At 65.7% G+C, this 19804-nt stretch carries 14 protein-coding genes and 1 pseudogene; 6 read left to right on the top strand and 9 right to left on the bottom strand.

The features are described 5' to 3' along the window. Positions 1–59: 59 nt before the first annotated feature. The gene (locus tag I3J27_RS27365; protein WP_270161993.1) at positions 60–2918 is read right to left on the bottom strand and encodes an ATP-binding protein; all 2859 of its coding nucleotides are present in this window, start codon (positions 2916–2918) and stop codon (positions 60–62) included. A gap of 326 nt (positions 2919–3244) precedes the next feature. Between I3J27_RS27365 and I3J27_RS27360 the strand changes: the two genes are divergently transcribed. The 5 genes and pseudogenes from I3J27_RS27360 to msrA all read left to right on the top strand — a co-directional run bounded on the left by I3J27_RS27360 (position 3245) and on the right by msrA (position 6117). After that, a complete protein-coding gene (locus tag I3J27_RS27360) occupies positions 3245–3913 on the top strand; it encodes a sensor histidine kinase (RefSeq protein ID WP_270161992.1) in 669 nt (222 codons plus the stop codon). A gap of 33 nt (positions 3914–3946) precedes the next feature. Then, positions 3947–4636 (top strand): VOC family protein, encoded by a 690-nt coding sequence (locus I3J27_RS27355; RefSeq protein WP_270161991.1) that lies wholly within the window; start codon positions 3947–3949, stop codon positions 4634–4636. Between the two features lie 88 nt (positions 4637–4724). Further along, positions 4725–4934: pseudogene (locus I3J27_RS27350) on the top strand (enoyl-CoA hydratase/isomerase family protein); the annotation flags it as partial. 116 nt (positions 4935–5050) lie between these two features. Continuing rightward, on the top strand, positions 5051–5473 hold the full coding sequence (locus I3J27_RS27345) for an OsmC family protein (protein WP_270161990.1): 423 nt from the start codon (positions 5051–5053) through the stop codon (positions 5471–5473). A gap of 128 nt (positions 5474–5601) precedes the next feature. Further along, positions 5602–6117, top strand: a complete 516-nt coding sequence (gene msrA, locus I3J27_RS27340; protein ID WP_270161989.1) for a peptide-methionine (S)-S-oxide reductase MsrA — start codon at positions 5602–5604, stop codon at positions 6115–6117. Positions 6118–6123: 6 nt separating this feature from the next. Here msrA and I3J27_RS27335 read toward each other — a convergent pair whose 3' ends face one another. Then, complete coding sequence (locus I3J27_RS27335; protein WP_270161988.1) at positions 6124–8961, bottom strand: ATP-binding protein; 2838 nt, start codon at positions 8959–8961, stop codon at positions 6124–6126. Positions 8962–9257: 296 nt separating this feature from the next. Here I3J27_RS27335 and I3J27_RS27330 point away from each other — a divergent pair, with 296 nt between their 5' ends. After that, a complete protein-coding gene (locus I3J27_RS27330) occupies positions 9258–10247 on the top strand; it encodes a Bug family tripartite tricarboxylate transporter substrate binding protein (RefSeq protein WP_270161987.1) in 990 nt (329 codons plus the stop codon). Between the two features lie 6 nt (positions 10248–10253). On the opposite strand, the gene I3J27_RS27325 is transcribed toward I3J27_RS27330, so the two are convergent. The 7 genes from I3J27_RS27325 to I3J27_RS27295 all read right to left on the bottom strand — a co-directional run bounded on the left by I3J27_RS27325 (position 10254) and on the right by I3J27_RS27295 (position 19794). After that, on the bottom strand, positions 10254–11393 hold the full coding sequence (locus tag I3J27_RS27325) for an MFS transporter (protein WP_270161986.1): 1140 nt from the start codon (positions 11391–11393) through the stop codon (positions 10254–10256). 56 nt (positions 11394–11449) lie between these two features. After that, positions 11450–12778, bottom strand: a complete 1329-nt coding sequence (locus I3J27_RS27320) for an ATP-binding protein (protein ID WP_270161985.1) — start codon at positions 12776–12778, stop codon at positions 11450–11452. Beyond that, positions 12775–13488, bottom strand: a complete 714-nt coding sequence (locus tag I3J27_RS27315; protein ID WP_270161984.1) for a response regulator — start codon at positions 13486–13488, stop codon at positions 12775–12777. Before I3J27_RS27315 ends, I3J27_RS27320 begins: the two co-directional genes overlap by 4 nt. 90 nt (positions 13489–13578) lie before the next feature. Next, the gene (locus tag I3J27_RS27310) at positions 13579–15540 is read right to left on the bottom strand and encodes a MacB family efflux pump subunit (RefSeq protein ID WP_270161983.1); all 1962 of its coding nucleotides are present in this window, start codon (positions 15538–15540) and stop codon (positions 13579–13581) included. A gap of 1 nt (position 15541) precedes the next feature. Continuing rightward, positions 15542–16780 (bottom strand): efflux RND transporter periplasmic adaptor subunit, encoded by a 1239-nt coding sequence (locus I3J27_RS27305; protein ID WP_270161982.1) that lies wholly within the window; start codon positions 16778–16780, stop codon positions 15542–15544. Next, positions 16777–18306 carry an efflux transporter outer membrane subunit gene (locus I3J27_RS27300; protein WP_270161981.1) on the bottom strand — a complete coding sequence of 510 codons (1530 nt, stop codon included), beginning with the start codon at positions 18304–18306 and terminating at the stop codon, positions 16777–16779. The genes I3J27_RS27305 and I3J27_RS27300 overlap by 4 nt, the downstream gene beginning before the upstream one ends. 1104 nt (positions 18307–19410) lie before the next feature. Continuing rightward, complete coding sequence (locus I3J27_RS27295; protein WP_270172897.1) at positions 19411–19794, bottom strand: hypothetical protein; 384 nt, start codon at positions 19792–19794, stop codon at positions 19411–19413. Positions 19795–19804: the final 10 nt, after the last annotated feature.

Genomic DNA, 19804 nt, shown 5'->3' with positions numbered 1-19804 from the left:
GTTAGAAGTTGTTAGGAGTTGCGAGCAGTATTTCTGGCGGTATCTCGTTGAAGATACTGTCAATTCAGCGCGCCAAGCAGATCCCTGGCGGCCACGAGATCACGGGTCTGGAGGCCGTCCTGGTACCGCGCGACGAGCGGGGCGAGCAAGGCGCGTGCTTCGCCGGTCTTTCCGGCCTGGTGCCAGAGGTGGCCGAGGCCGATCGCCCCCCGCAACTCCCAGCCGAGCGCGCATTGCCGGCGCGACAGATCGAGCGATCTCCGGAAGCAGTTTTCGGCCTCCGCGGCATTGCCGGACCGGGCGAGGATGTCCGCCTTGACCCGGAGCATCTCCGGCATGTCGAAGGATTCACCGTGCGCGGGGATCTCCGCGATGGCTTCGTCGATCGTGCGCAAGGCATCGACGGGCTGGTTCTGGGAGGCGAGGCCCTCCGCCAGCGCCGTCGCAAACACCGTCGTCATGATCCGGTGCCGCGTCGCGTATAGCGTGGCCTGGCTGCGGCGAAGATGCTCGATCCCGCCGGCGATGTCGCCGCGACGAAGCAGCAGATCGCCCTTCTGGCCGATGCCGACCGCGTGATAGGGGCCGAGGAAGTGCCGCGCCGAATGATCGATCAGCCGTTCGATCAGGATTTCGGCATTGGCCCAGTCGCCGACCCAGAGGAACACGTAGATCGTCCAGATCAGCGAGATGCCGAGCGTGAGGGGCTGCTCGAGCAGCTCGGCCTCGCGCACCGTGTATCTGGCCGCCTCGATCGCGCGATCGGGCCGGCCGGTAAGCCACAGCCCGCGCGCCAGCGCCACCAGCGCGACGATGCGGTCGTCATAGCCGAGATGCCCGATGTTCAACCGCTGCGAGCCGGGATTGTGCACCATCGCGCTCTCGCAGAACTGCACGGCCTTGTCCTGATTGCCGATCAGATGATGCGCGACGCCAAGCATCCATTCGACGTTCAGCGCGGCGGCGGGATCGTTCAGCTTGCACGCAACGCTCTCGCCCTGCTCGCCGGTGCCGAGCGCACCGTGAAAATCTCCGACCCTGGTCAAGTAGATGTGCAAACCGCGCAGCAGCCAGAGCTGCCAGTGCAGATCCTCGAGCTCGCGGGCAAGCTGGAGGCTCCGCGTGAACGCTACCCGGACTGCGTCGGTATTGCCCTGCGTGAACATCACGGAGACGCCGAGCGCGGCCTGCAACGTCATCTCCTGGCGGCTGTCCAATGTGCTCGCATCGGAAGCGGCCAGCGCCTGCTGCGTCCAGCGAAAACACTCCGTCAGCAATGTCAGCTCGAGGAAAAACTGGGCGGCGGAGGCCGCCAGATCCACGCCGATCGCCCGGTCGCCATTGTCCGAAAAGCTCCAGGACAGCGCGGCCCGAACATTGGGCAAATGGTCGGCATAGGGAAGGAAGCCGCCCGCGCTCTGCATGCCCATGGAGGTGAGCGCGATGTCGCGCAGGACGTCGCGGAAATATTCGGCATGGGCCCGTGCGACGCGACCCGCTTCTCCGTTCTCGACCAGCTTGTCGCCGACGAAGGCGCGCGTGGTGTCGAGCAGGCGATAGCGCAGCCGTCGCTCCGCGGGCGAGGTCGCGATCAGTGATTTGGAGAGCAGGTTCGAGATCGCCTCGAGCGCTTCAGGTTCACTGACGCCTTGGCTGGACGCAACGGCAAGCGCGGCCTCGAGCGTGAACGGGCCGACGAACACTGACAAGCCGCGCAGCGTTGCACTTTCGGCTGCCGGCAGCAAATCGTAGCTCCAGGCGAGCGCGGCGCTCAGGGTCTGGTGGCGCGGAATCGCGGTGCGGCGTCCCCGCCACAGCAGCGAAAATCGGTTGTCGAGCAGCGAGGCGGTCCCGGCAACGCCATAGGCGTCGACGCGTCCGGCCGCGAGCTCGATCGCGAGCGCGATGCCGTCCAGCCGCCGGCAAATCTCGGCGATGAGCGGCGCATCCTCCTCGCTTAGCTCGAAGTCGCCCAGGCTCTCGGCAATGCGTTCCACGAAGAGCTGGCTTGCGGGATAGGCAAGGATGTCGGCGATGCCGAGCCCGTCGCGCTCGGGCGGGCAGTCCAGCGGAAACAACCGGTGGACGCGCTCGCCTTCGGCGCGAAAGGACTCGCGGCTGGTGGCGAGGATATGCAGCTCCGGTGCGTCCTGGACGATGCGCTCGGCCAAGGGCGCGAGCTCGTCGATGATGTGCTCGCAGCTGTCGAGGACCAGTAGCGTCCGGCGGCTGCGCAGGAACGTCAGCAGGCCCGGTATCGGGTCCTCGGAATTGACGGTCAGCCCAAGCGTGGCGGCGATGGTGCCGGGAACGAGCCTGGCATCCGTCAGCGCGCCGAAATCGACGAAGTTGACCTGTCCGTCGAAGGCCTGGAGCTTATCGTGCGCGACGGCGAGGGCGACCGACGTCTTGCCGATTCCGCCTGGGCCGACGATCGTCACGAACCGATGCTGCGCAAGCTCGGCGGCAATCCCCGCGACCGCGTCGTCTCGTCCGATCATTCTGGCAAGCGGCGGGGGAAGTGCGTGAGCCGACGAGACGGCCGGGCCTGTCCGCTTCTCCGGCGATTCAGAACGGACCAGTGGGGCGGCGAGGCAATAGCCACGGCCGGGCACGTTGACGACATAGCGGGAGCCTTCGCCGGCATCGCCCAAGGCCTTATCACTCAAGGCCTTGCGCAGCGTCGTGATGTGGAAGCGCAAGCTGCCTTCGTCGACGTTCACGTCGGCCCAGACGTGCTTGATCAACTCTCGCTTGTCGATGACCTCGCCGGCGCGTTCAGCGAGCAAAATGAGGATATCGAGCGCGCGGCCACCGAGCTGAAGCGGAACGCCGTCCCTCTCGAGCAGGCGCGACTTTACAAACAGCCGGAATGGCCCGAAGGACACGGCCGAATCCTGGTCATTGGTGTCCGGCACGCCAATCATTTCAGTGCGAGAGCCAATGTCTGATGGTCTGGTCTAACAGAACGAGGCGATGAGTAAACTGACTGAAAATGGCGAAATGGCGCAGCCGACGCTCCATCGCGCAGGGACCATCCGTCACAAATTTCGTTAAACGAGAGCAGTTTCCGGAGCGAGCGCCACAATTCATCAGTCGCGCGACTGTCGACACGACAGCTTCGCTGCCGCAGCTTGTGTGCGCCGGATCATAACAAAAACTTGCAACGTCTAACGAGCATAACACCTACGGCGCATCCACTATAGCCTCCGAGTTAGGTCCACTGTCCAGCGGGGAGGCTATCATGTCTGCTATCGGCTCAGGGACGAACGATCAATTCGTTCGGTCTCAATATGTCGCCAGCCTTGATGATCAGTCGCGTGATTGGGAGCTCGTGCTGAGGGAATCCCACCATCGGATGAAAAACACGCTGACGCTCTTGGGTGCGTCAGTTCGCCGCGATTTCGCACGGGCAGGCGCCAGGGATGTCTCCGTTGCGCTGGACCGGTTCGAGCGGCGCATCGTCGCGTTTGGCAGGCTCTATCAACTTCTGTCGGACAGCGATCATTTGCCCGCTGTCTCCGTCGAAGCTTTTTTCGAAAGCCTGTGCGAAGCGCTCTCCAGGGCGGTGCTGGAGCCTGCCGGCATCCGCTGCGAGGCTGCGATCGAAAGCGGCACGCTGCCAATGTCGCAGTGTCATCGTCTCGCGTTGATGCTGACCGAGCTGGTCACGAATGCGGCAAAGCATGCCTTCCCGAGCAAGAACGATGCGCTGATCCGCGTCGAGATGGCCAGCCGCGACGGCGCATGGCTCTGCACGGTGGCCGACAATGGCATCGGTGCGACCGGTCCGCTTCAGGGCACCGGCAGCCGCATCCTCGAAGGGCTCGCACGCAGCATCCATGCGCGGCTGCAGGGCGAGGCCGGGCAGGGCGGTACACGCGTGACGATCGTGATGCCAACTGCCGCTTGAAGCTCGTCTCAATCTCAACTCAGGGAGTTCGACATGTCCACACTCGAAATCGTCCGAGAGACCGCGGTCAAGCCTTCGACATCGCGTAGTGTTGATCTGAAGCTGGAAGTCGTCGTCATCCCCGTCTCCGATGTCGACCGCGCCAAGGCGTTCTACGCGCGGCTCGGCTGGCGACTGGACGCCGATTTTGCCTCGGGCGACGAATGGCGCGTGATCCAGTTCACGCCGCCGGGCTCGGCCTGTTCGGTGATCTTCGGCAAGAACGTCACGCCGGCAGCGCCCGGTTCGACGCGAGGCTTGTATCTGATCGTCTCCGATCTGGACGCGGCACGACAGGATCTTCTCGCTCGCGGCGTCGAGGTCAGCGAACCCTTCCATGGTGGCGGCGATGTTCACGCCGGTCCGGACGAGCCGTATCTGTTCGGCAGCGTCCGTGTCAGCGGTGCTGACCCGAAGCGCGGCAGCTATAGCTCGTTTGCCTCTTTCAGCGATCCCGATGGCAATGGCTGGCTGTTCCAGGAGATCACCACGCGATTGCCGGGACGCATCGCGGCTGACGGTACGGCCTTCGCCTCGCAGGTGGAGCTTGCAGCAGCGCTGCGGCGCGCGGCGACGGCGCATGGTGAGCATGAGAAGCGCACCGGTGGACACGACGAGAACTGGGCGGATTGGTACGCCGACTACATCGTCCGCGAGCAGGCGGGTCAACCACTGCCATCCTGAGTTTGCCAGCACCGACGCCTCGACCGATGCAAGCCGCCACGGCGCGTGATGACTGAGCTCATCGCGCGCCGTGCCGTTTTTGTCGTGCAAGCAGGCCATCGCCGAGACGAAACGTCTTGTCGATGTCGCCAGCCTGCCGCCGGATGACGAGATCAAGCCGGAGTGGGACGCATTCCTGGCCGCGTTCGGTCGTCCCGCCTACCAGAGCCGCATCAAGGCGCTGATGGGGCGCGGATTCCACCGCGCCGGTGACGTCGAGAACCGGCTCGGCTTCCACGTCGGACAGCTCGGCAGCTAACCAACCAACGGAACCGCTGCGGCGCTCGGCCGGTTGGAATGGTGACAGGCGGTCGTGCCAATGTCGCCTTCCTCCGGTACGGAGCGCCGGTGCTGAAATCAAACAAGGAGATTGAGATGATCCGCAAGGCAACAGCAGTCTGGAAAGGCACCGGTCGCGATGGGACCGGTCATCTGTCGAGTGAATCCGGCGTGCTCGCGCAGACACCCTATTCGTTCAAGACCCGTTTCGAGAACGAGAAGGGCACCAATCCCGAGGAGTTGATCGCGGCGGCCCATGCCGGCTGTTTTACGATGGCGCTGGCGTTCGGCCTCCAGATGGCAGGCTTCACGCCGGACGAGCTTTCGACCGAAGCCGCTGTTACGCTCGAACCCGAAGGCAAGGGTTTCAAGATCAGCAAGTCGGCGCTGACCTTGCGCGCCAAGGTGCCGAATCTCGACGATGCAGGCTTTGCGAAGATCGCGGGCGAGGCGGAGAAGAACTGTCCGGTGTCGAAGGTGCTCAACGCTGCGATCACGCTCGACGCCAAATTGGGCTAGATACGAGCTTTCAATGTTCGCCCGGTTCTGAGGAACCGGGTGGACATAAACGAAACGCGTGCCTTTCGGACGGGCCGCCGAATGCATATGATAAGGCAGATAAAGAGCGATCAATCGGGAGCGGACAGATGACAACGGAACGCGCAGTGTTGGCCGGAGGCTGCTTCTGGGGCATGCAGGATCTCATCCGCAAGCAGCCGGGCGTGATCTCCACCCGCGTCGGTTACACCGGTGGGCACGTCAAGAACGCGACCTATCGCAACCACGAAGGCCACGCCGAAGCGATCGAGATCATCTTCAATCCCGCCAAGACCAGCTTCCGGACCATGCTGGAGTTCTTCTTCCAGATCCACGATCCGACCACGCTCAACCGCCAGGGCAATGATCTCGGCACGAGCTATCGCTCGGCGATCTTCACGACGAGCGACGAGCAGAAGCGGATCGCCGAAGACACCATTGCCGACGTCGAAGCGTCCGGCCTGTGGCCCGGCAAGGTGGTGACCGAGGTCGCGCCCGCGGCCGAGTTCTGGGAAGCCGAGCCGGAGCATCAGGATTATCTGGAGCGCTATCCCGACGGCTACACCTGCCACTTCATCCGGCCCGACTGGAAGCTGCCGCGGCGCGCGGCTGCCGTAGGAGGCTAGGGCGCCTCAGCGCAGTTGCGCCATCAACGCGCGGGCGCTGCGCATGTCGACGATGTCGGCGCCTTCTGTGAACGACCCGGAGACGTTCTGCAAAATGGCCAGAGCCTGCGCGTTCTGGCCAGCTCCGATCATGAATCGTGCGAGGCTGGTTGCACAACGCAACTCCCAGAAACGTGCGCCCTGCTGGACGGCAATGCGCATGGCTTCACGAAAGAACGCCTCGGCATCGCCCGAATGCCGCACGCTCCTCAGCATCAACTCGCCCTTGATGCGGGTCAGCTCCGACAGATACCAGAGCTCCTGCCGGTCATTGCAGCGGGTCAGGACGTCCTCGATCACGTCGAGGCCGCGGTCGATCTGGTCGGCTTCCAGAAAACCCGCGGCGAGCTCGCCGAGCAGAGGAAGAAACCGCGGCAGGAAACGCGCATCACCGGCGCGATTGAGCTCTTCGCGCAGCAGCGGCAGGCCCGTCGCGACGTCGCCGCGCCTGACCATGACGGCCGCGTTGAAGGCCCGCGCCCACAGGCCCCACAGCCGGATGGCATGGCGCTCGGTATGTTCGAGCAGCTCGGCGCCGTGGCGCTCGGCGGCTTCGAAATCGCCGGACCAGAAGGCGATCGGGCAGGTCGCCTGTCCGAGCACGCTGCAGAACGTCAGCGCATGGCCGTTGGCACGGCCTTCCTCGATGTTTCGGGCGGCGAGCGCCTGGGCCTGATCGGCGAGGCCCTGAAGCCACAGGATGCGCGCCCGAAAATATTGCGTGGATATTCGGAGGTCGAGCGGGAAGATCTTCGGCTTCTCGGCCAGCACATGAAGCGACGCGTTGACGCGGTCAATGCGAACGCGTGCCTCGTTCTGCTCGCCGAGATAATGCAGCGCCACCGCCGTCAGGCGGTCGCCGAGCATGACATCGGTCCTGTCAGGTGAGTTCGCCGCGGCAGTCGCAAAGCGGTCGGCCAGTGCGCGGGCCTTGCCGAACTGCCCGTTGTTGAACTGGTCGATACACAGGCCCCAGAGCGCGCGCAGGCGGAAATCCTTGTCGTCGAGCCGGTCGGCCAGCTCCAGGGTCGTCTCGAGGATCGGGCGCGCCTCGCGCGCGCGGCCCTCGCCATACATCAGCGACCAGCCGAGCGCCGCCAGCAGCTGCATCCGGATGCGGTCATTGTCCTCGCCGTCGCCGAGCGCGGCGAGCGCCGTCTTGGCGCGCTCGCGGCATTCGGCGAACAGGGACAGGCGGACCCACAGCGTGACGGCGGCTGCTGTCAGTGCGATCCCGAGCGTCGTGTCGCCGTCGGGCCCGAAGGCCCAGTTCAGCGCGGCGCGCACATTGTCCAGCTCCGCGCCATAGACGCTCAGCCATTCCGGCAGCGGCGTCGAAGCATCGGCGTCCGCGTGCTCGAAGAAATCGCGGAAATGCTCGGCATGACGCCGCGCGACCCGACCGGTCTCGCCGAGCTCGTTGAGCTTCGCATGTGCGTAGGTGCGCGTGGTGTCGAGCAAGCGATAGCGCAGCGTCCGCGAGCCGTATGGCGAGATCAGCGATTTGGTGACCAGGCTGTCGATCGCCTCCAGCGTTTCCGATGCGCTGAGGCCGTCGCCGGCGGCCACCGAAGCGGCGGCCTCCGGCGCGAACGGCCCGGCGAAGACCGACAGGCGTCGCAACGTGGCGCTCTCCGCCGGAGGCAGCAGGTCGTAGCTCCAGTCGAGCGCCGCCGCGAGCGTCTGGTGCCGCGGCACGGCGGTGCGGCGTCCCCGCCATTGCAGCGAAAAGCGGCTGTCGAGCAGCGATGCGGTGCCGGCGATGCCGTAGGCGTTGACGCGGCCCGCCGCAAGCTCGATCGCGAGCGCGATGCCGTCGAGCCGCCGGCAAATGCTGGCGACGAGCGGCGCTTCCTCCGCGCTGAGCTGGAACGGACCCGAGCTCTGCGCGATGCGCTCGACGAAGAGCTGGGCCGCCGGATAGGCGAGGACCTCGGCGACATCGAGACCCTCGCGCTCGGGTGGGCAATCCAGCGGGAACAGCCGGAAGATGCGTTCACCCTCGCTCCGGAACGACTCGCGGCTGGTTGCGAGAACGCGAAGCTGCGGCGCTTCGCGCACGATGCGCTCGACGAGCGGGGCCAACGCGTCCAGCACATGCTCGCAGCTGTCGAAGATCAGCAGGGCCGGGCCGGTCTTCAAGAATGTCAGCAGCGCCGGCGTCGGATCCTCCGCGCTGATGGTGAGGCCAAGCGCGGAGGCGATGCTGGTTGCGATATGGCTCGCATCCCGCAGCGGGCCGAAATCGACGAAGAACACCCGCCCGCCGAAATCCGCCGATCGGCGATGTCCGACGGTGACGGCGACGGCGGTCTTGCCGATGCCGCCGGGGCCGACCACGGTCATGAAGCGATGCAGCGAAAGCCCGTTCGATATCTTCTCGACGATCTCCTCCCGGCCGACCATCTTCGAGAGCGGCGTGGGGAGGGAGCGGGGAGGCAGGATGTCGACGGTTGGCTGTGCGGCGGCCGGGGCCGGTTGAGCAAACGAGGCGACAAAGCAATAGCCGCGTCCGGGGACGTTGACGACATAACGGGCCGACTTGCCGGTATCGCCGAGCGCCTTGCGCAGCGCTGCGACGTGGAAACGCAGGCTGCCCTCGTCGACATTGACGTCGGCCCAGATGCGCTTGACCAGTTCGCGCTTGTCGACGACTTCGCCGGGGCGCTCGGCAAGGAAAATGAGAATATCGAGCGCACGGCCGCCGACATGAAGCGGCGAGCCCTCCTTCTCCAAGAGCCGGGACTTCGGAAACAGTCGAAATGGCCCAAAGGAAATGGCCGAGTCTTCGCTACGAGCTGGCACGCGCCATTGCCCCCTCAACGGGAGTCAAAAGGTATTTCTTTCTGGTCTATCAGAACGAGGCGTACAGTAAACTGGCCGAAAGCAGTGGGCCTGGCCGGCAGCCCTGCGCAGGCGGCGTGGGTCGGTCGATCCGCTGAAAAATGCTTGAAAAGGAATGGCTTAGAGCCGCATCCGGAGCGATGGCCCCGGGCCTCTCACCCGGATGGGGCATTGACGGCGGTCGCGGATCGCTGCGATGAGATGGTCCGGGAGCCGGTCCCGCCTCGACTGTGACCACCGACTTCCGGAATTCGATCATGCCTTCCCTCTCGCGGCGACAATTGGTCCATGCGTTCTCGGGCGCAGCGGCGCTGGCGGCTCTTTCGCGCAGCGGGCAAGCCGCCGATTATCCGTCCCGCCCCATTCGCCTCGTGATTCCCTATGGCGCCGGCGGATCGGGCGACCAGATCGGCCGTCCCTGGGTCGACAAGATGTCGTCGCTGCTCGGGCCGACCTTCGTCGAATATATTGGCGGGGCGGGCGGCGCGATCGGCACCGCGGCGGTCGCGCGCGAGGAGCCCGACGGCTATTCGCTGTTGCTCGGCAACGGCAGCACGCAAGTCATCATTCCCCTGACGTCGGCGAATCCCGGTTATGCCGTCGGCGATTTCCGCGCCGTCTACCGCCTGATCAACAGCGCGCTGGTCTTTGCCGTCCATCCGTCGGTGCCGGCCGCAGACCTGCGCGAGCTGATCGCCCACGCGAAGGCCAATCCGGGAAAGCTGTCCTACGGGACACCCGGCATCGCCACCGGAAATCATCTGGTCGGCGAATCCTTCAAGCAGCAGGCTGGTTCGCTGGACATCGTCCACATTCCGTATCGGGGCATTGCGCAGGCGACCAACGACCTCGTCAGTGGCCAGATCTCGCTCGTCATCGCCGTCATGTCTGTTCAGTTGCAGCAACTGGCGCACGCCGGGAAAGTCAGGCTGCTGGCGGTCACCACCGAGAGGCGGCTGAGCGGGGCGCCGGCGATTCCGACCGCCGTCGAATCCGGCATGCCGGATCTCCGCTATGAGGGATGGTTCGGCATCTTTGCGCCCAAGGACACCGGGGATGCGATCATCGACCGGATCGCACAGGCGACGCGCCTTGCCATGGCCGATCCGGAGCTTCAGGCCAGCTACCGTGCCCAGGGCATGGAGCCGGACAATGATTCGAGCCCGGACAAATTCCAGCGCATCGTCGAGGCGACATCGGCGAGCCTAGCGCCCCTGATCAAATCGATCGGGCTCGGCAATTTGTGAGGCCGCTCAGGCGTCGGTGCGCGTCACGATGCGCGCAGACAGCGTGACGAGACACATCAGCGCGGCCAGCAGCCAGAATGCCGCCGGCAGTCCGCCAAGACGTGCGACGAAGCCGATACCGGCGGGGCCGACCAGAATCCCTGCATAGCCCGCGGTCGTGATCGCCGCGACGGCAAGCCCGGTCGGCATCACCGTCTGCCGCGCCGCCCGGCGGAACAGCACCGGCACGAGGTTCGACGCGCCGAGGCCGATCAGCAGGAAGCCGCCGATGGCGACCATTGCGATGGGCGCCGTGAGCAGCACCGCAAAACCCGCGATGGCGATGAGGCTTCCCCACACCAATGTCGTGCGGTCGCCGATGCGTGCGACGACGGCGTCGCCGCCGAGCCGCCCGACCGTCATCGCGATCGAGAACACCATGTAGCCGATGCCGCCCTGCGCCTCGGAGACGAGGCCCGCGCCGATGACGAGCAGCGCGCCCCAGTCCAGCATCGCGCCTTCGACCAGGAAGGTGATGGCGCCGAGCAGCGCGAGCAGGAGCACGGAGCCGTGCGGCAGCACGAACAGCGGTCCGTCCTGGACCTGCACGGAGCGAAGCAGGCGCGGTGAGGTGACCAGCATCGCGATCAGCATCAGCACGGCGCAGATCAGCGTGCAGGCGAACGCGCCGAGTTGCAGCGACAGCAGCGCGGTCATCAGGGCCGATCCGGCAAAGCCGCCGATGCTGAACAGCGCGTGGAAGCCCGACATCAGCGGACGTCCCGCGGCACGCTCCACCTCGACGGCGTGGATGTTCATGGCGACGTCGATGGAGCCGAGTGCGGCACCGAACGCGAGCAGCGCCAGCGCCAGCGCGGCCGGCGTGCTCGCGACCGCCAGCAGCGGCAGCACCAGCGCCAGACCGAGCCCGCCCGCGATGATGATCGGCTTGCTGCCGTAGCGCGCACTCATGATGCCGGTCACGAGCATCGCGACGACCGAACCGATGCCGAGGCTGAGCAGCAGCAATCCGAGCACGCCGTCGTCCACGCCGAGCCGCGTCTTCGCGAACGGCACCAGCGGAGCCCAGCACGCGGTGCCGAAGCCCGCGACGAGGAAGGCGAGCCGCGTCGCAAGGCGCGTCGCCGGCCGGTCGGCAGAAGACATGGGAACTCCGGGGGACAGAGGCGGGGCGGACGATAAGCCCGAGGAATACCGCGCCTTTATGTCCGAGGCATGCCCGAATTGTCGCAGGGTGCGCTCGAGAGCTGCAAGCGAACGTGCAGGCCCTTTGGCTCGTTGTCGAGCAGCAGCAGCGTTCCGTCATGCGCGGTCACGATCGCCTGCGCGATCGAGAGACCCAGGCCAAAGCCCGCGGTCTCGTCCATGGTACGGGCTTCCTCGCCCCGTACGAACGGCTCCAGCATCGCCGCTTTCCTGTCATCGGGAATGCCAGGTCCATCGTCGAAGACATCGATGACCAGCTGGTCCCCGGTCACCAGCAACGCGACGTCGACCCGGGTTCCGAAACGCGTTGCGTTCTGGACGATGTTGGTGACCGCGCGGATCATCTCGTCGGGCCGCAGGATGAAGGTGGCCCGGTCCGGGCCGGTATAAGTCACGGCAAATCCGGAATCCGAAAATTGCTCGCAGACCATTTGGAGCAGCGCGGCAACGTCCACCAGCGTCGGCTTGACCGGGCTTTGATTGCGCAGCAGCGACAAAACCGACTCGAGCATCGACTGCATCTGGTCGAGGTCGCGCACGGTTTGCGTGCGCTGTGTCGGATCCTCGATATATTCCGAGCGCAGCCGCAGCCGCGTGATCGGCGTGCGCAGATCATGGCTGATGGCCGCGAGCATGCGGGTTCGGTCGTTCATCAGCGCGGTGATGCGCTCGCGCATCCGGTTGAGCGCCCGCGCCGTGGATTTGATCTCCTCGGGCCCGGTTTCGGAGAGCGGCGCAGACGTTCCGTTCAGGCTGAAGCTTTCAGCCGCCCGCGCGAAGGCCGACAGAGGCGCGGAGAGTGCGCGGCCGGCCCAGGCGCCCAGCAGCGTCATGCTCGCCACCAGGAACAGCAGCGTCGAGGTCCAGAGGCCGCTGACGAAGGCCGGAATCTTGGGCGATCCGATCGTGGCTTCGAGCACGTCGTCCTTCGACAGGTGGAACCACACGCGATCGTCTTCCGACGTGCTGCCGCGAATGAGGTCAACTTCGCCGTCGAGCGGCGAGGGAACGTTCAGCGTCCGCTCCGGCAACGGCACGGCGGAGGCGGAAACGCCTTCTCGCAATTGGAGTTTCAACCCGGGAAAGGTCCGGCTGACGTTCTCCAGGACAAGCGCTCGTTCGGCTTGTGGTGTGTTGGCGATGATCTGAACGATCAGCGCAAATTGCTCGAGCGGCCTGTCCGCCAGAATCTTCGGCCGGTTGAGCAGAAAATATCCGGCGACCAGGACGTGGATCAGGATCAGCGAGACCAGGATCAGGGCCGCGATCTGGCCGCTGATCCGCCTGAAGCTGAACAGCGCGACGATGTCGGCGAGGCGGCTCATGCTTCCTCCACCACCGGCGTGAAGATGTAGCCGCCGGTGCGGACGGTCTTGATCACGGACGTCCCTTCCGTTCTGTCGAGCTTGCGGCGGAGCCGGCTGACCAGCACGTCGATGCTGCGGCCAAAACCACCGCCGGGACGGCCGCGCGTCATGTTGAGAAGGCTGTCCCGGGTCAGAATGCGGCCGGCCCGCTCGCAGAAGGCTTGCAGCAGATCGAACTCGGCGCTCGTCAGCGGCACCTGCGCGCCTTCGGGGTCGCGCAGTTCCCGCAAGCGAAGATCGATGATCCAGCCCTGGAATTTGAGGCGCGTCGCGGTGGAGCTGGTCGCAAGGCCGCTCGCTTGCCGGCGCAGGACCGCGTTGATCCTGGCGAGCAGCTCGCGCGGGTTGAACGGTTTGGGCAGATAGTCGTCGGCGCCCATTTCGAGGCCGAGGATGCGATCGAGATCCTCGCCCTTCGCGGTGAGGATGATGATCGGCGTCATGGACTCCATGCGCACGCGGCGGCAGAGGCTGAGGCCGTCCTCGCCGGGCAGCATCAGGTCGAGCACGATCAGGTCGGCCCGGTTCTGTGACAGATAGCGGTCCATCTCCTTGCCGTTGGTGACGGCGGCGACCGCGAATTTGTGATCGCGCAGATAGCGCGCGATCAGCTCGCGGGTCTGCTGGTCGTCCTCGACGACCAGGATGTTCTGCGTGCCATTGGTCATGATTGAGATCGCATCGGGATTACCGATCGTTGGTCGATTTGCGGACGATTGTCTCGTCCGAAGAGCTACGGTCATGGTGCAATCCTAGGGTCAGTCACGGCTCAGCGCCACCACGGGGTCGAGGAAGGCGGCGCGGCGGGCCGGGAAAAAGCCGAACGCGACCCCGATTCCGGTCGAGGTCAGGAACGCCGCGCCGATCGAGAACAGCGAATAGCTGACCTGGAAGCCCGGCATCGCGATGTTGATGGCGGTGCCGAGCAGGATCGCGACGAGAATGCCGGCGATGCCGCCGATCGACGAGATCAGGGTCGCCTCCACCAGGAACTGCTGGAGGATGTCGCTGCGCCGGGCGCCGACCGCCATGCGTACGCCGATCTCGCTGATCCGCTCGGAGACGGACACCAGCATGATGTTCATGACGCCGATGCCGCCGACGATCAGCGAAATCACCGCAATCGCGGCCACGAGGAACGCCAGCGTCTGCGTCGTGCTGGTGATGGTGCGTCGGATATCGTCGGTGTTGAGGATGACGAAATCCCGGGTGTTGTGCCGCTGCGTCAGCAGCGTGGTGACCGCGTCCTGCGCCAGATTGGTCGAGACCTCATCGCTGATCCGGAGCAGGACGCTGCGAAGCGCGTGGTCGCCGGTGAACTGCGCCTGCACGGTGGTGTAGGGCAGGTAGACCGACAGGTTCTGGTTCGAGCCGAATCCGCCCTGCTGCTGGGCGATGACGCCGACGATGCGGCAGGGCACCTTGCCGAGCCAGATGACGCGGCCGATCCCTGCGGTCTGATCGTCGGCGAAGAACGTCTTGCGGGTGTTGTCGTCGATGACGGCCTGCCGTTCGATGTTGCGGACGGCGTCGGTATCGAACAGGCGTCCCTTCGCGAGCTTGGCGCCCTTGACCTGGAAGTAGCTCTCGCCGACGCCGTTCACCAGCACGTTGGACTCGTTGCCGCGGTAGCGGACGGTGGTGCTGGTCGAGACCGTCGGCGTGACGCCGGCAATGAAACTCTGCCGGTCGAGCGCGCGGGCATCGTCGAGCACCAGCGTCTTGATCTTGCCGGCGCGGGCGTCGCCGAAATCCTTGCCCGGGAACACCTCGATCGTGTTGGTGCCAAGGCTTGCGATATCGGACAGCACCTTGCGCTGGGAGGCGTTGCCGAGCGCGACGACGGACGACACCGCGGCGATGCCGATGATGATGCCGAGCATGGTCAGGAAGGCGCGAAGCCGGTGCGCGGCCATCGCCACCAGCGCCATCCGCGATGCTTCTCGCAAACGCCCCAATGCGCCGGACCAGCCGGCACCGCTGTCCCATGTGGTTCGGGCGACCGGAGCCGTCGGCTCTGATACGCCCGCCGCCTCCGTGCGGCGGTCGGCGACGATCTGGCCGTCCCGCAACTCGATGATCCGTTCGGCGCGGGCGGCGACATCGGCATCGTGGGTGACGATGATGATCGTCCGCCCCTCGCGATGCAGCTCCTTCAGGATCTTCAGGACCTCCTCGCCGCTGCGCCGGTCGAGCGCGCCGGTCGGCTCGTCCGCCAGGATGACCTCGGCGCCGTTGATCAGGGCGCGGGCGATCGAGACGCGCTGCTGCTGGCCGCCGGAGAGCTGGTTGGGGCGATGGCCGCCTCGGGTCGCGACGCCCAGCCGCTCGAGCAGCCCATTCGCGCGCGTGCGGCGTTCGCGCGCATTGATGCCGGCGTAGACGGCGGGGATCTCGACATTCGCGGCGGCCGAGAGGTCGCCGAGCAGATTGTAACGCTGGAAGATGAAGCCGAAATGCTCGCGGCGCAGCGCCGCCAACGCGTCCGCATCCAGCTCGGAGACGTTCTTGCCGGCGACGCGATAGGCGCCCGACGTCGGACGGTCGAGACAGCCGAGGATGTTGAGCAGCGTCGACTTGCCAGATCCGGACTGACCGATGATCGCGACCATCTCGCCCGGCAGGATGCTCAGCGACAGATCGTCGAGGGCGACCACCTGGGTGTCGCCGGCCGTGAACTCCCGCCGGACATTTTCGAGCGCGATGATCGGATCGGTCATGTCAGGGACCTCCCCCTCCCGGCGGACCGCCCGGCATGCCGCGTGATGCGGTCTGCTCGTTGGCCTCTCCGGTGACGACCCGTTCGCCCTCGTCGAGACCCGATCTGATCTCGACGGTGGTGCGATCGTTGAGGCCGATTTTGACCTCGCGCTCGCTGACGTCACCCGACGTGCTGAGGGTGCGCACCGTGCTGCGGCCATCGGATTTCCGCATGACCGCCAGCGCCGGGATCACCTTCACTCGCTTGGCCTCGCCGGTGACGATGTGCACCTCCGCGGTCATGTAGGTCCGCAGCGACAGACCCTTGTTGGGGACGTTGAAGACGCCGATGTAGTAGATCGCCGTGCTGGTCGAGCTCGACGAGCTCGTGCTGGAGCTCGAACTCGACGTCGTGGTCGAGGAGAAGCTGGCGTCGTTCTTGATCGATTCGGGCGCGGGTTCGATCTGCTCCAGCCGGGCCTCGTAGCGATGGTCCTGATCGCCGAGAATGGTGAAGTAAAGCGATTGCCCCGGCCTGACCTTGACGATGTCGGCCTCGGAGATCTCTGCCCGCACCGTCATCGTCTCGAGCTGGCCGAGCACGACGATGGTCGGCGCGGACTGCACCGCGTTGACCGTCTGCCCCTCCTGCACCACGGTCGCCAGCACCGTGCCGTCGATCGGGGCGGTGATACGGGTGTATTCGAGGTTGACCCTGGCCGTTTCGACGCTGGCTTCGGCCCCCACGATCAGGGCCTCCAGGGCGACGATCTGCGCACGGGTCTGGCGCACGGTCGAGTCCGCGCTGTCGAAATCGCTGCGTGACGTCGCCCGCTGCGCCAATGTCGCCTGCTGGCGCGCCAGATTGGCTTCGGCCAGCACCAGCGCAGCCTCCTTCTCGTCCTTCTGCGCGCGATAGTTCTTCAGCGAAGCCTCGGAACTGCGCAAATCGTTCTGCTTGGTGACGGGATCGATCTGGGCGATGACGTCGCCGGCCTTGACGCGGTCGCCGACCCGCACGTTGAGCGCGGTGATCCGGCCCGACACCTGCGCGCCAACGGCGGTCAGCCGCGCCGGCTTGAGCGTGCCGCTGGCAAGCACTTCCTCGCGCAGATCGCCGACGGTGACGGACGCCGTGATATAGGATTGCGCCTTGTTCGACGTGCCCGGGAAACGCGTGGCCGCGACGACCCCCGTCGCCACGACGGCAACAATTGCGGCGGCGAGCTTCAGCCGCTTGGCGGTGATGATAGCAGTCACTTGACCGTCTCCCGCCAGTGAGGTCCCGTGTTGGCGTCCACGATGATCGGCGTCGAGATGTCGACCGGATCAGTCCAGCCGCCGCCGAGCGCTTTTGCGAGGGAAATGTAGTCCTTGGCCGCCGACACCTTGCTCTGGATCAGCGAGTCCTCAGCCGAGTAGAGTGAGCGTTCGGCGTCCAGCACGTCGATGAAGCTGGCGCTGCCGGTCTCGAACAGAGATCGCGACAGTCGCGCGGCCTCGCGGTAGTTCTTGGCCGCCTCCGTGAGCTTGGTGGCGCGCACCCGTTCGCGCGACAGCGAGACCAGCGCGTTCTCGACGTCTTCGAGCGCGGTGAGCAGGGTCGAATGGAACGTCGCGAAGGCCTGGTCGCGCTGCGCTTCGGCAATCCTGACCGCCGCCTGGCGCTTGCCGGCATCGAACACCGGCACCGTCACCGAGGGCCCGACCGACCAGCTCACGCTGGAATATTTTGCGAGATCGCCGGTGCGCAGCGCAGAGGTGCCGACCGAACCGGTCAACGACACCGCGGGGTAGCGGTCGGCTTCAGCCTCGCCGATCTTGGCGGTCGCCTGCGCCAGCTTGCGCTCGGCGCTGGCGACGTCGGGCCGGCTCAGGAGGAGATCGGCGGGCAGCCCCGTCGGCAGTGGCATGCGCGGCGCAGGCACGGGTGCGGACTGCGCCAGCAGCGAGGCAACACCGTTTGGCGGCCGCCCGAGCAGGATTCCGAGCCGGTGGATATCGGCCGCGAGCGCGGCCTGATAGGTGGGCACGTTCGCCTCGGTGCTGGCGGCCTGCGCGGTGGCCTTGGCGAGATCGACGGCATTGCCGCTGCCGGCCTCGTATTTGCTGCGGGTGAGCTTTTCGGTGTCGCGCTGCGAGACCGAGGTGCGCTGCGCGAGCGCGATCCGTGCCTGATAGCCGCGCGCCTCGACGTAATAGGCGGCGACGTCGCCGATCAGCGTGACGAGGCTGTCGCGCAGATCCTCTTCACTGGACTGCTCGCCGCGCAGCGCCGCCTCGATGCTTCGCTGCGTGCCGCCGAACAGATCGAGCTCCCAGCTCGAATCGAAGCTCGCCTGGTGCAGCGTGTAGGGGGCGCTGTCGACGAGGGCGGAAGAGGAGGAAGCGCTGGTCTTGTTGTTCGTGACCGAGGCCGTCCCGCTCACGGACGGAAACAGGCCTGCGGCGGTCTGCTGCAACGTGGCGCGCGCCTCGCGCACGACCGCTTTCGCCTTCGCGACGTCGGGGTTGGCCTGGACGGCCTCTTCGATCAGCCGGTTGAGCAGGGGATCGCGCAGGCGCAGCCACCAGCGATCGAGCTTGCCGGCGTCGCGATGCGAAGCGGTCTTGCTGCTCCAGTGCGAGGGCAAGTCCGGCCTGGGCGGGCCACCATAATCCGGGCCGACCGCGCAGCCAGCCAATGCACCGGTCAGCATCAGCGCAACGCAGACGGATCTTGCGCGCAAGACGGCGCTGCGCGACAGGCCGGGCGTCGGATGATGGTTCTCCTTTGCGGATGACACGGGACTAACGGCGAACGGGTGTGACGGCATCAAATCGGCTGAAATCCATTGGCCCCGCTCCGGAAGGAGGGAGTGCCCGCGGCCTTCGAGGGGCACAGGGCGAGGCTGGAACCATTAGCCGGGCGATCGTGGCCTTTCGGCAGATGGAATGTTGCTGGATGTAAACAGATGTTGCCTGGCATCTCGCCGGGCTGCCCGTCGGGCAAAACACCTGCAAGGCTGTCAATCCGCACGCGCGAAAATATTCCGCTTTACCGAAATTCGGTTTTGACGTATGTGTCGGCCATCCCGGCTCATCCTTGAGGGGCGATCTTGTGGTCGTCATTTTCGCGAGCCGGGCTTGCGGTGGACGCGGCAGCGTCGGCACGAGAGGGTACGGGCAGGGCGGGTAGCCCCCGTGAGTTCGAAACCGCGTGCGGACGAACGGCGCTGTCAGGCTTCGTCTCGTCTGTAAGTTTTCGGCTCCGTCGACAGGGTCGGGAAAACTGCGGCGAAATGGCGGGCCGTGCGTACGGCAAAACCGTGTGGTCCTGGCCGTCGTTGCTAGGGTCAAGCTTTCGCGGAGGTGTGTGCGAGCCCAACCGGGCGGACAGCATCATCCAATTCGCGAAGGCGAGGGAGGCCAGAGGGAAAGTTCGGCCCCCGGGAGAGCACGGCATAAGCCGTCCAACCATCGCGCAGGGAAGGCCGAGTGATTGGCACCACCTGTATGCTGCTGTGCGGTTTCCTGCGCTACATCTTCGCGCAGCGGACCGCGGGTGCGAGGTCAGCACCCGGCCTTCCCTGCGCCCTCTTGGCTCAAGAGGGTAGCGAGACCAGGCAAAGCTCGGGCGAAATGCGCCGCGAGATTGCGAAGGTGCGTCTGGGAAGTCGTAGGATGGGTAGAGCACTTGCGAAGCCCATCATGTATCCGCGAGGACGAAAGCGTTGATGGGTTTCGCTGCGCTCTACCCATCCTACGAGAGCACGTCGGAGAATTGTGCTGCCGCCTCATGCTCCGTCATTGCGAGCGCAGCGAAGCAATCCAGAATCTCTTCGTTGTGGAATTCTGGATTGCTTCGTCGCAAGGGCTCCTCGCAATGACGGCGTGGAGACGGAGCCCTCTCACCACGAAATCGGAATTCGCTGCGCAAATCCGCCCAGATCCGAGTCGGGGCTCAGGGGCTGGCGGTCGAGCGGCCGGTTGTTGTTGCCGCGTGCGAAGGAGGTGCCGGGCGGCAAGGCGTAGTCGGTGAACTTGCGCTCGCCGGGCAGCACCTCGGTCCCGCCATCCAGCCACGACCGCTTGCTCACATAGATGCGCGTGTGCGGACCTGATTGGTAGGAATGGTTCGGGCCGCGCGGGCCGTATTCATAGACGGCATTTTGTGTCGTTTGTTGTCGATCGCGCTTACCGGTGGTTGCGGCATGCGCGGTGAGGGTCGAGGCGAGGAGGGCGACCAGCACGGTCCTGGTCATGACAAGCGCGTTCATCGGCAAATGCCCCATGCGAGTTCCT

Source organism: Bradyrhizobium xenonodulans, from assembly GCF_027594865.1.
Taxonomy (GTDB): Bacteria; Pseudomonadota; Alphaproteobacteria; order Rhizobiales; family Xanthobacteraceae; genus Bradyrhizobium; species Bradyrhizobium xenonodulans.
This window is presented reverse-complemented; position numbering and strand designations above follow the sequence as displayed.

Bases quoted from the DNA above. Each gene is read 5' to 3' on its own strand.
- I3J27_RS27360 (WP_270161992.1), top strand. From the start codon at position 3,245: ATGTCTGCTATCGGCTCAGGGACGAACGATCAATTCGTTCGGTCTCAA.
- I3J27_RS27355 (WP_270161991.1), top strand. From the start codon at position 3,947: ATGTCCACACTCGAAATCGTCCGAGAGACCGCGGTCAAGCCTTCGACA.
- I3J27_RS27345 (WP_270161990.1), top strand. From the start codon at position 5,051: ATGATCCGCAAGGCAACAGCAGTCTGGAAAGGCACCGGTCGCGATGGG.
- msrA (WP_270161989.1), top strand. From the start codon at position 5,602: ATGACAACGGAACGCGCAGTGTTGGCCGGAGGCTGCTTCTGGGGCATG.
- I3J27_RS27330 (WP_270161987.1), top strand. From the start codon at position 9,258: ATGCCTTCCCTCTCGCGGCGACAATTGGTCCATGCGTTCTCGGGCGCA.
- I3J27_RS27325 (WP_270161986.1), bottom strand. From the start codon at position 11,393: ATGTCTTCTGCCGACCGGCCGGCGACGCGCCTTGCGACGCGGCTCGCC.
- I3J27_RS27320 (WP_270161985.1), bottom strand. From the start codon at position 12,778: ATGAGCCGCCTCGCCGACATCGTCGCGCTGTTCAGCTTCAGGCGGATC.
- I3J27_RS27315 (WP_270161984.1), bottom strand. From the start codon at position 13,488: ATGACCAATGGCACGCAGAACATCCTGGTCGTCGAGGACGACCAGCAG.
- I3J27_RS27310 (WP_270161983.1), bottom strand. From the start codon at position 15,540: ATGACCGATCCGATCATCGCGCTCGAAAATGTCCGGCGGGAGTTCACG.
- I3J27_RS27295 (WP_270172897.1), bottom strand. From the start codon at position 19,794: ATGGGGCATTTGCCGATGAACGCGCTTGTCATGACCAGGACCGTGCTG.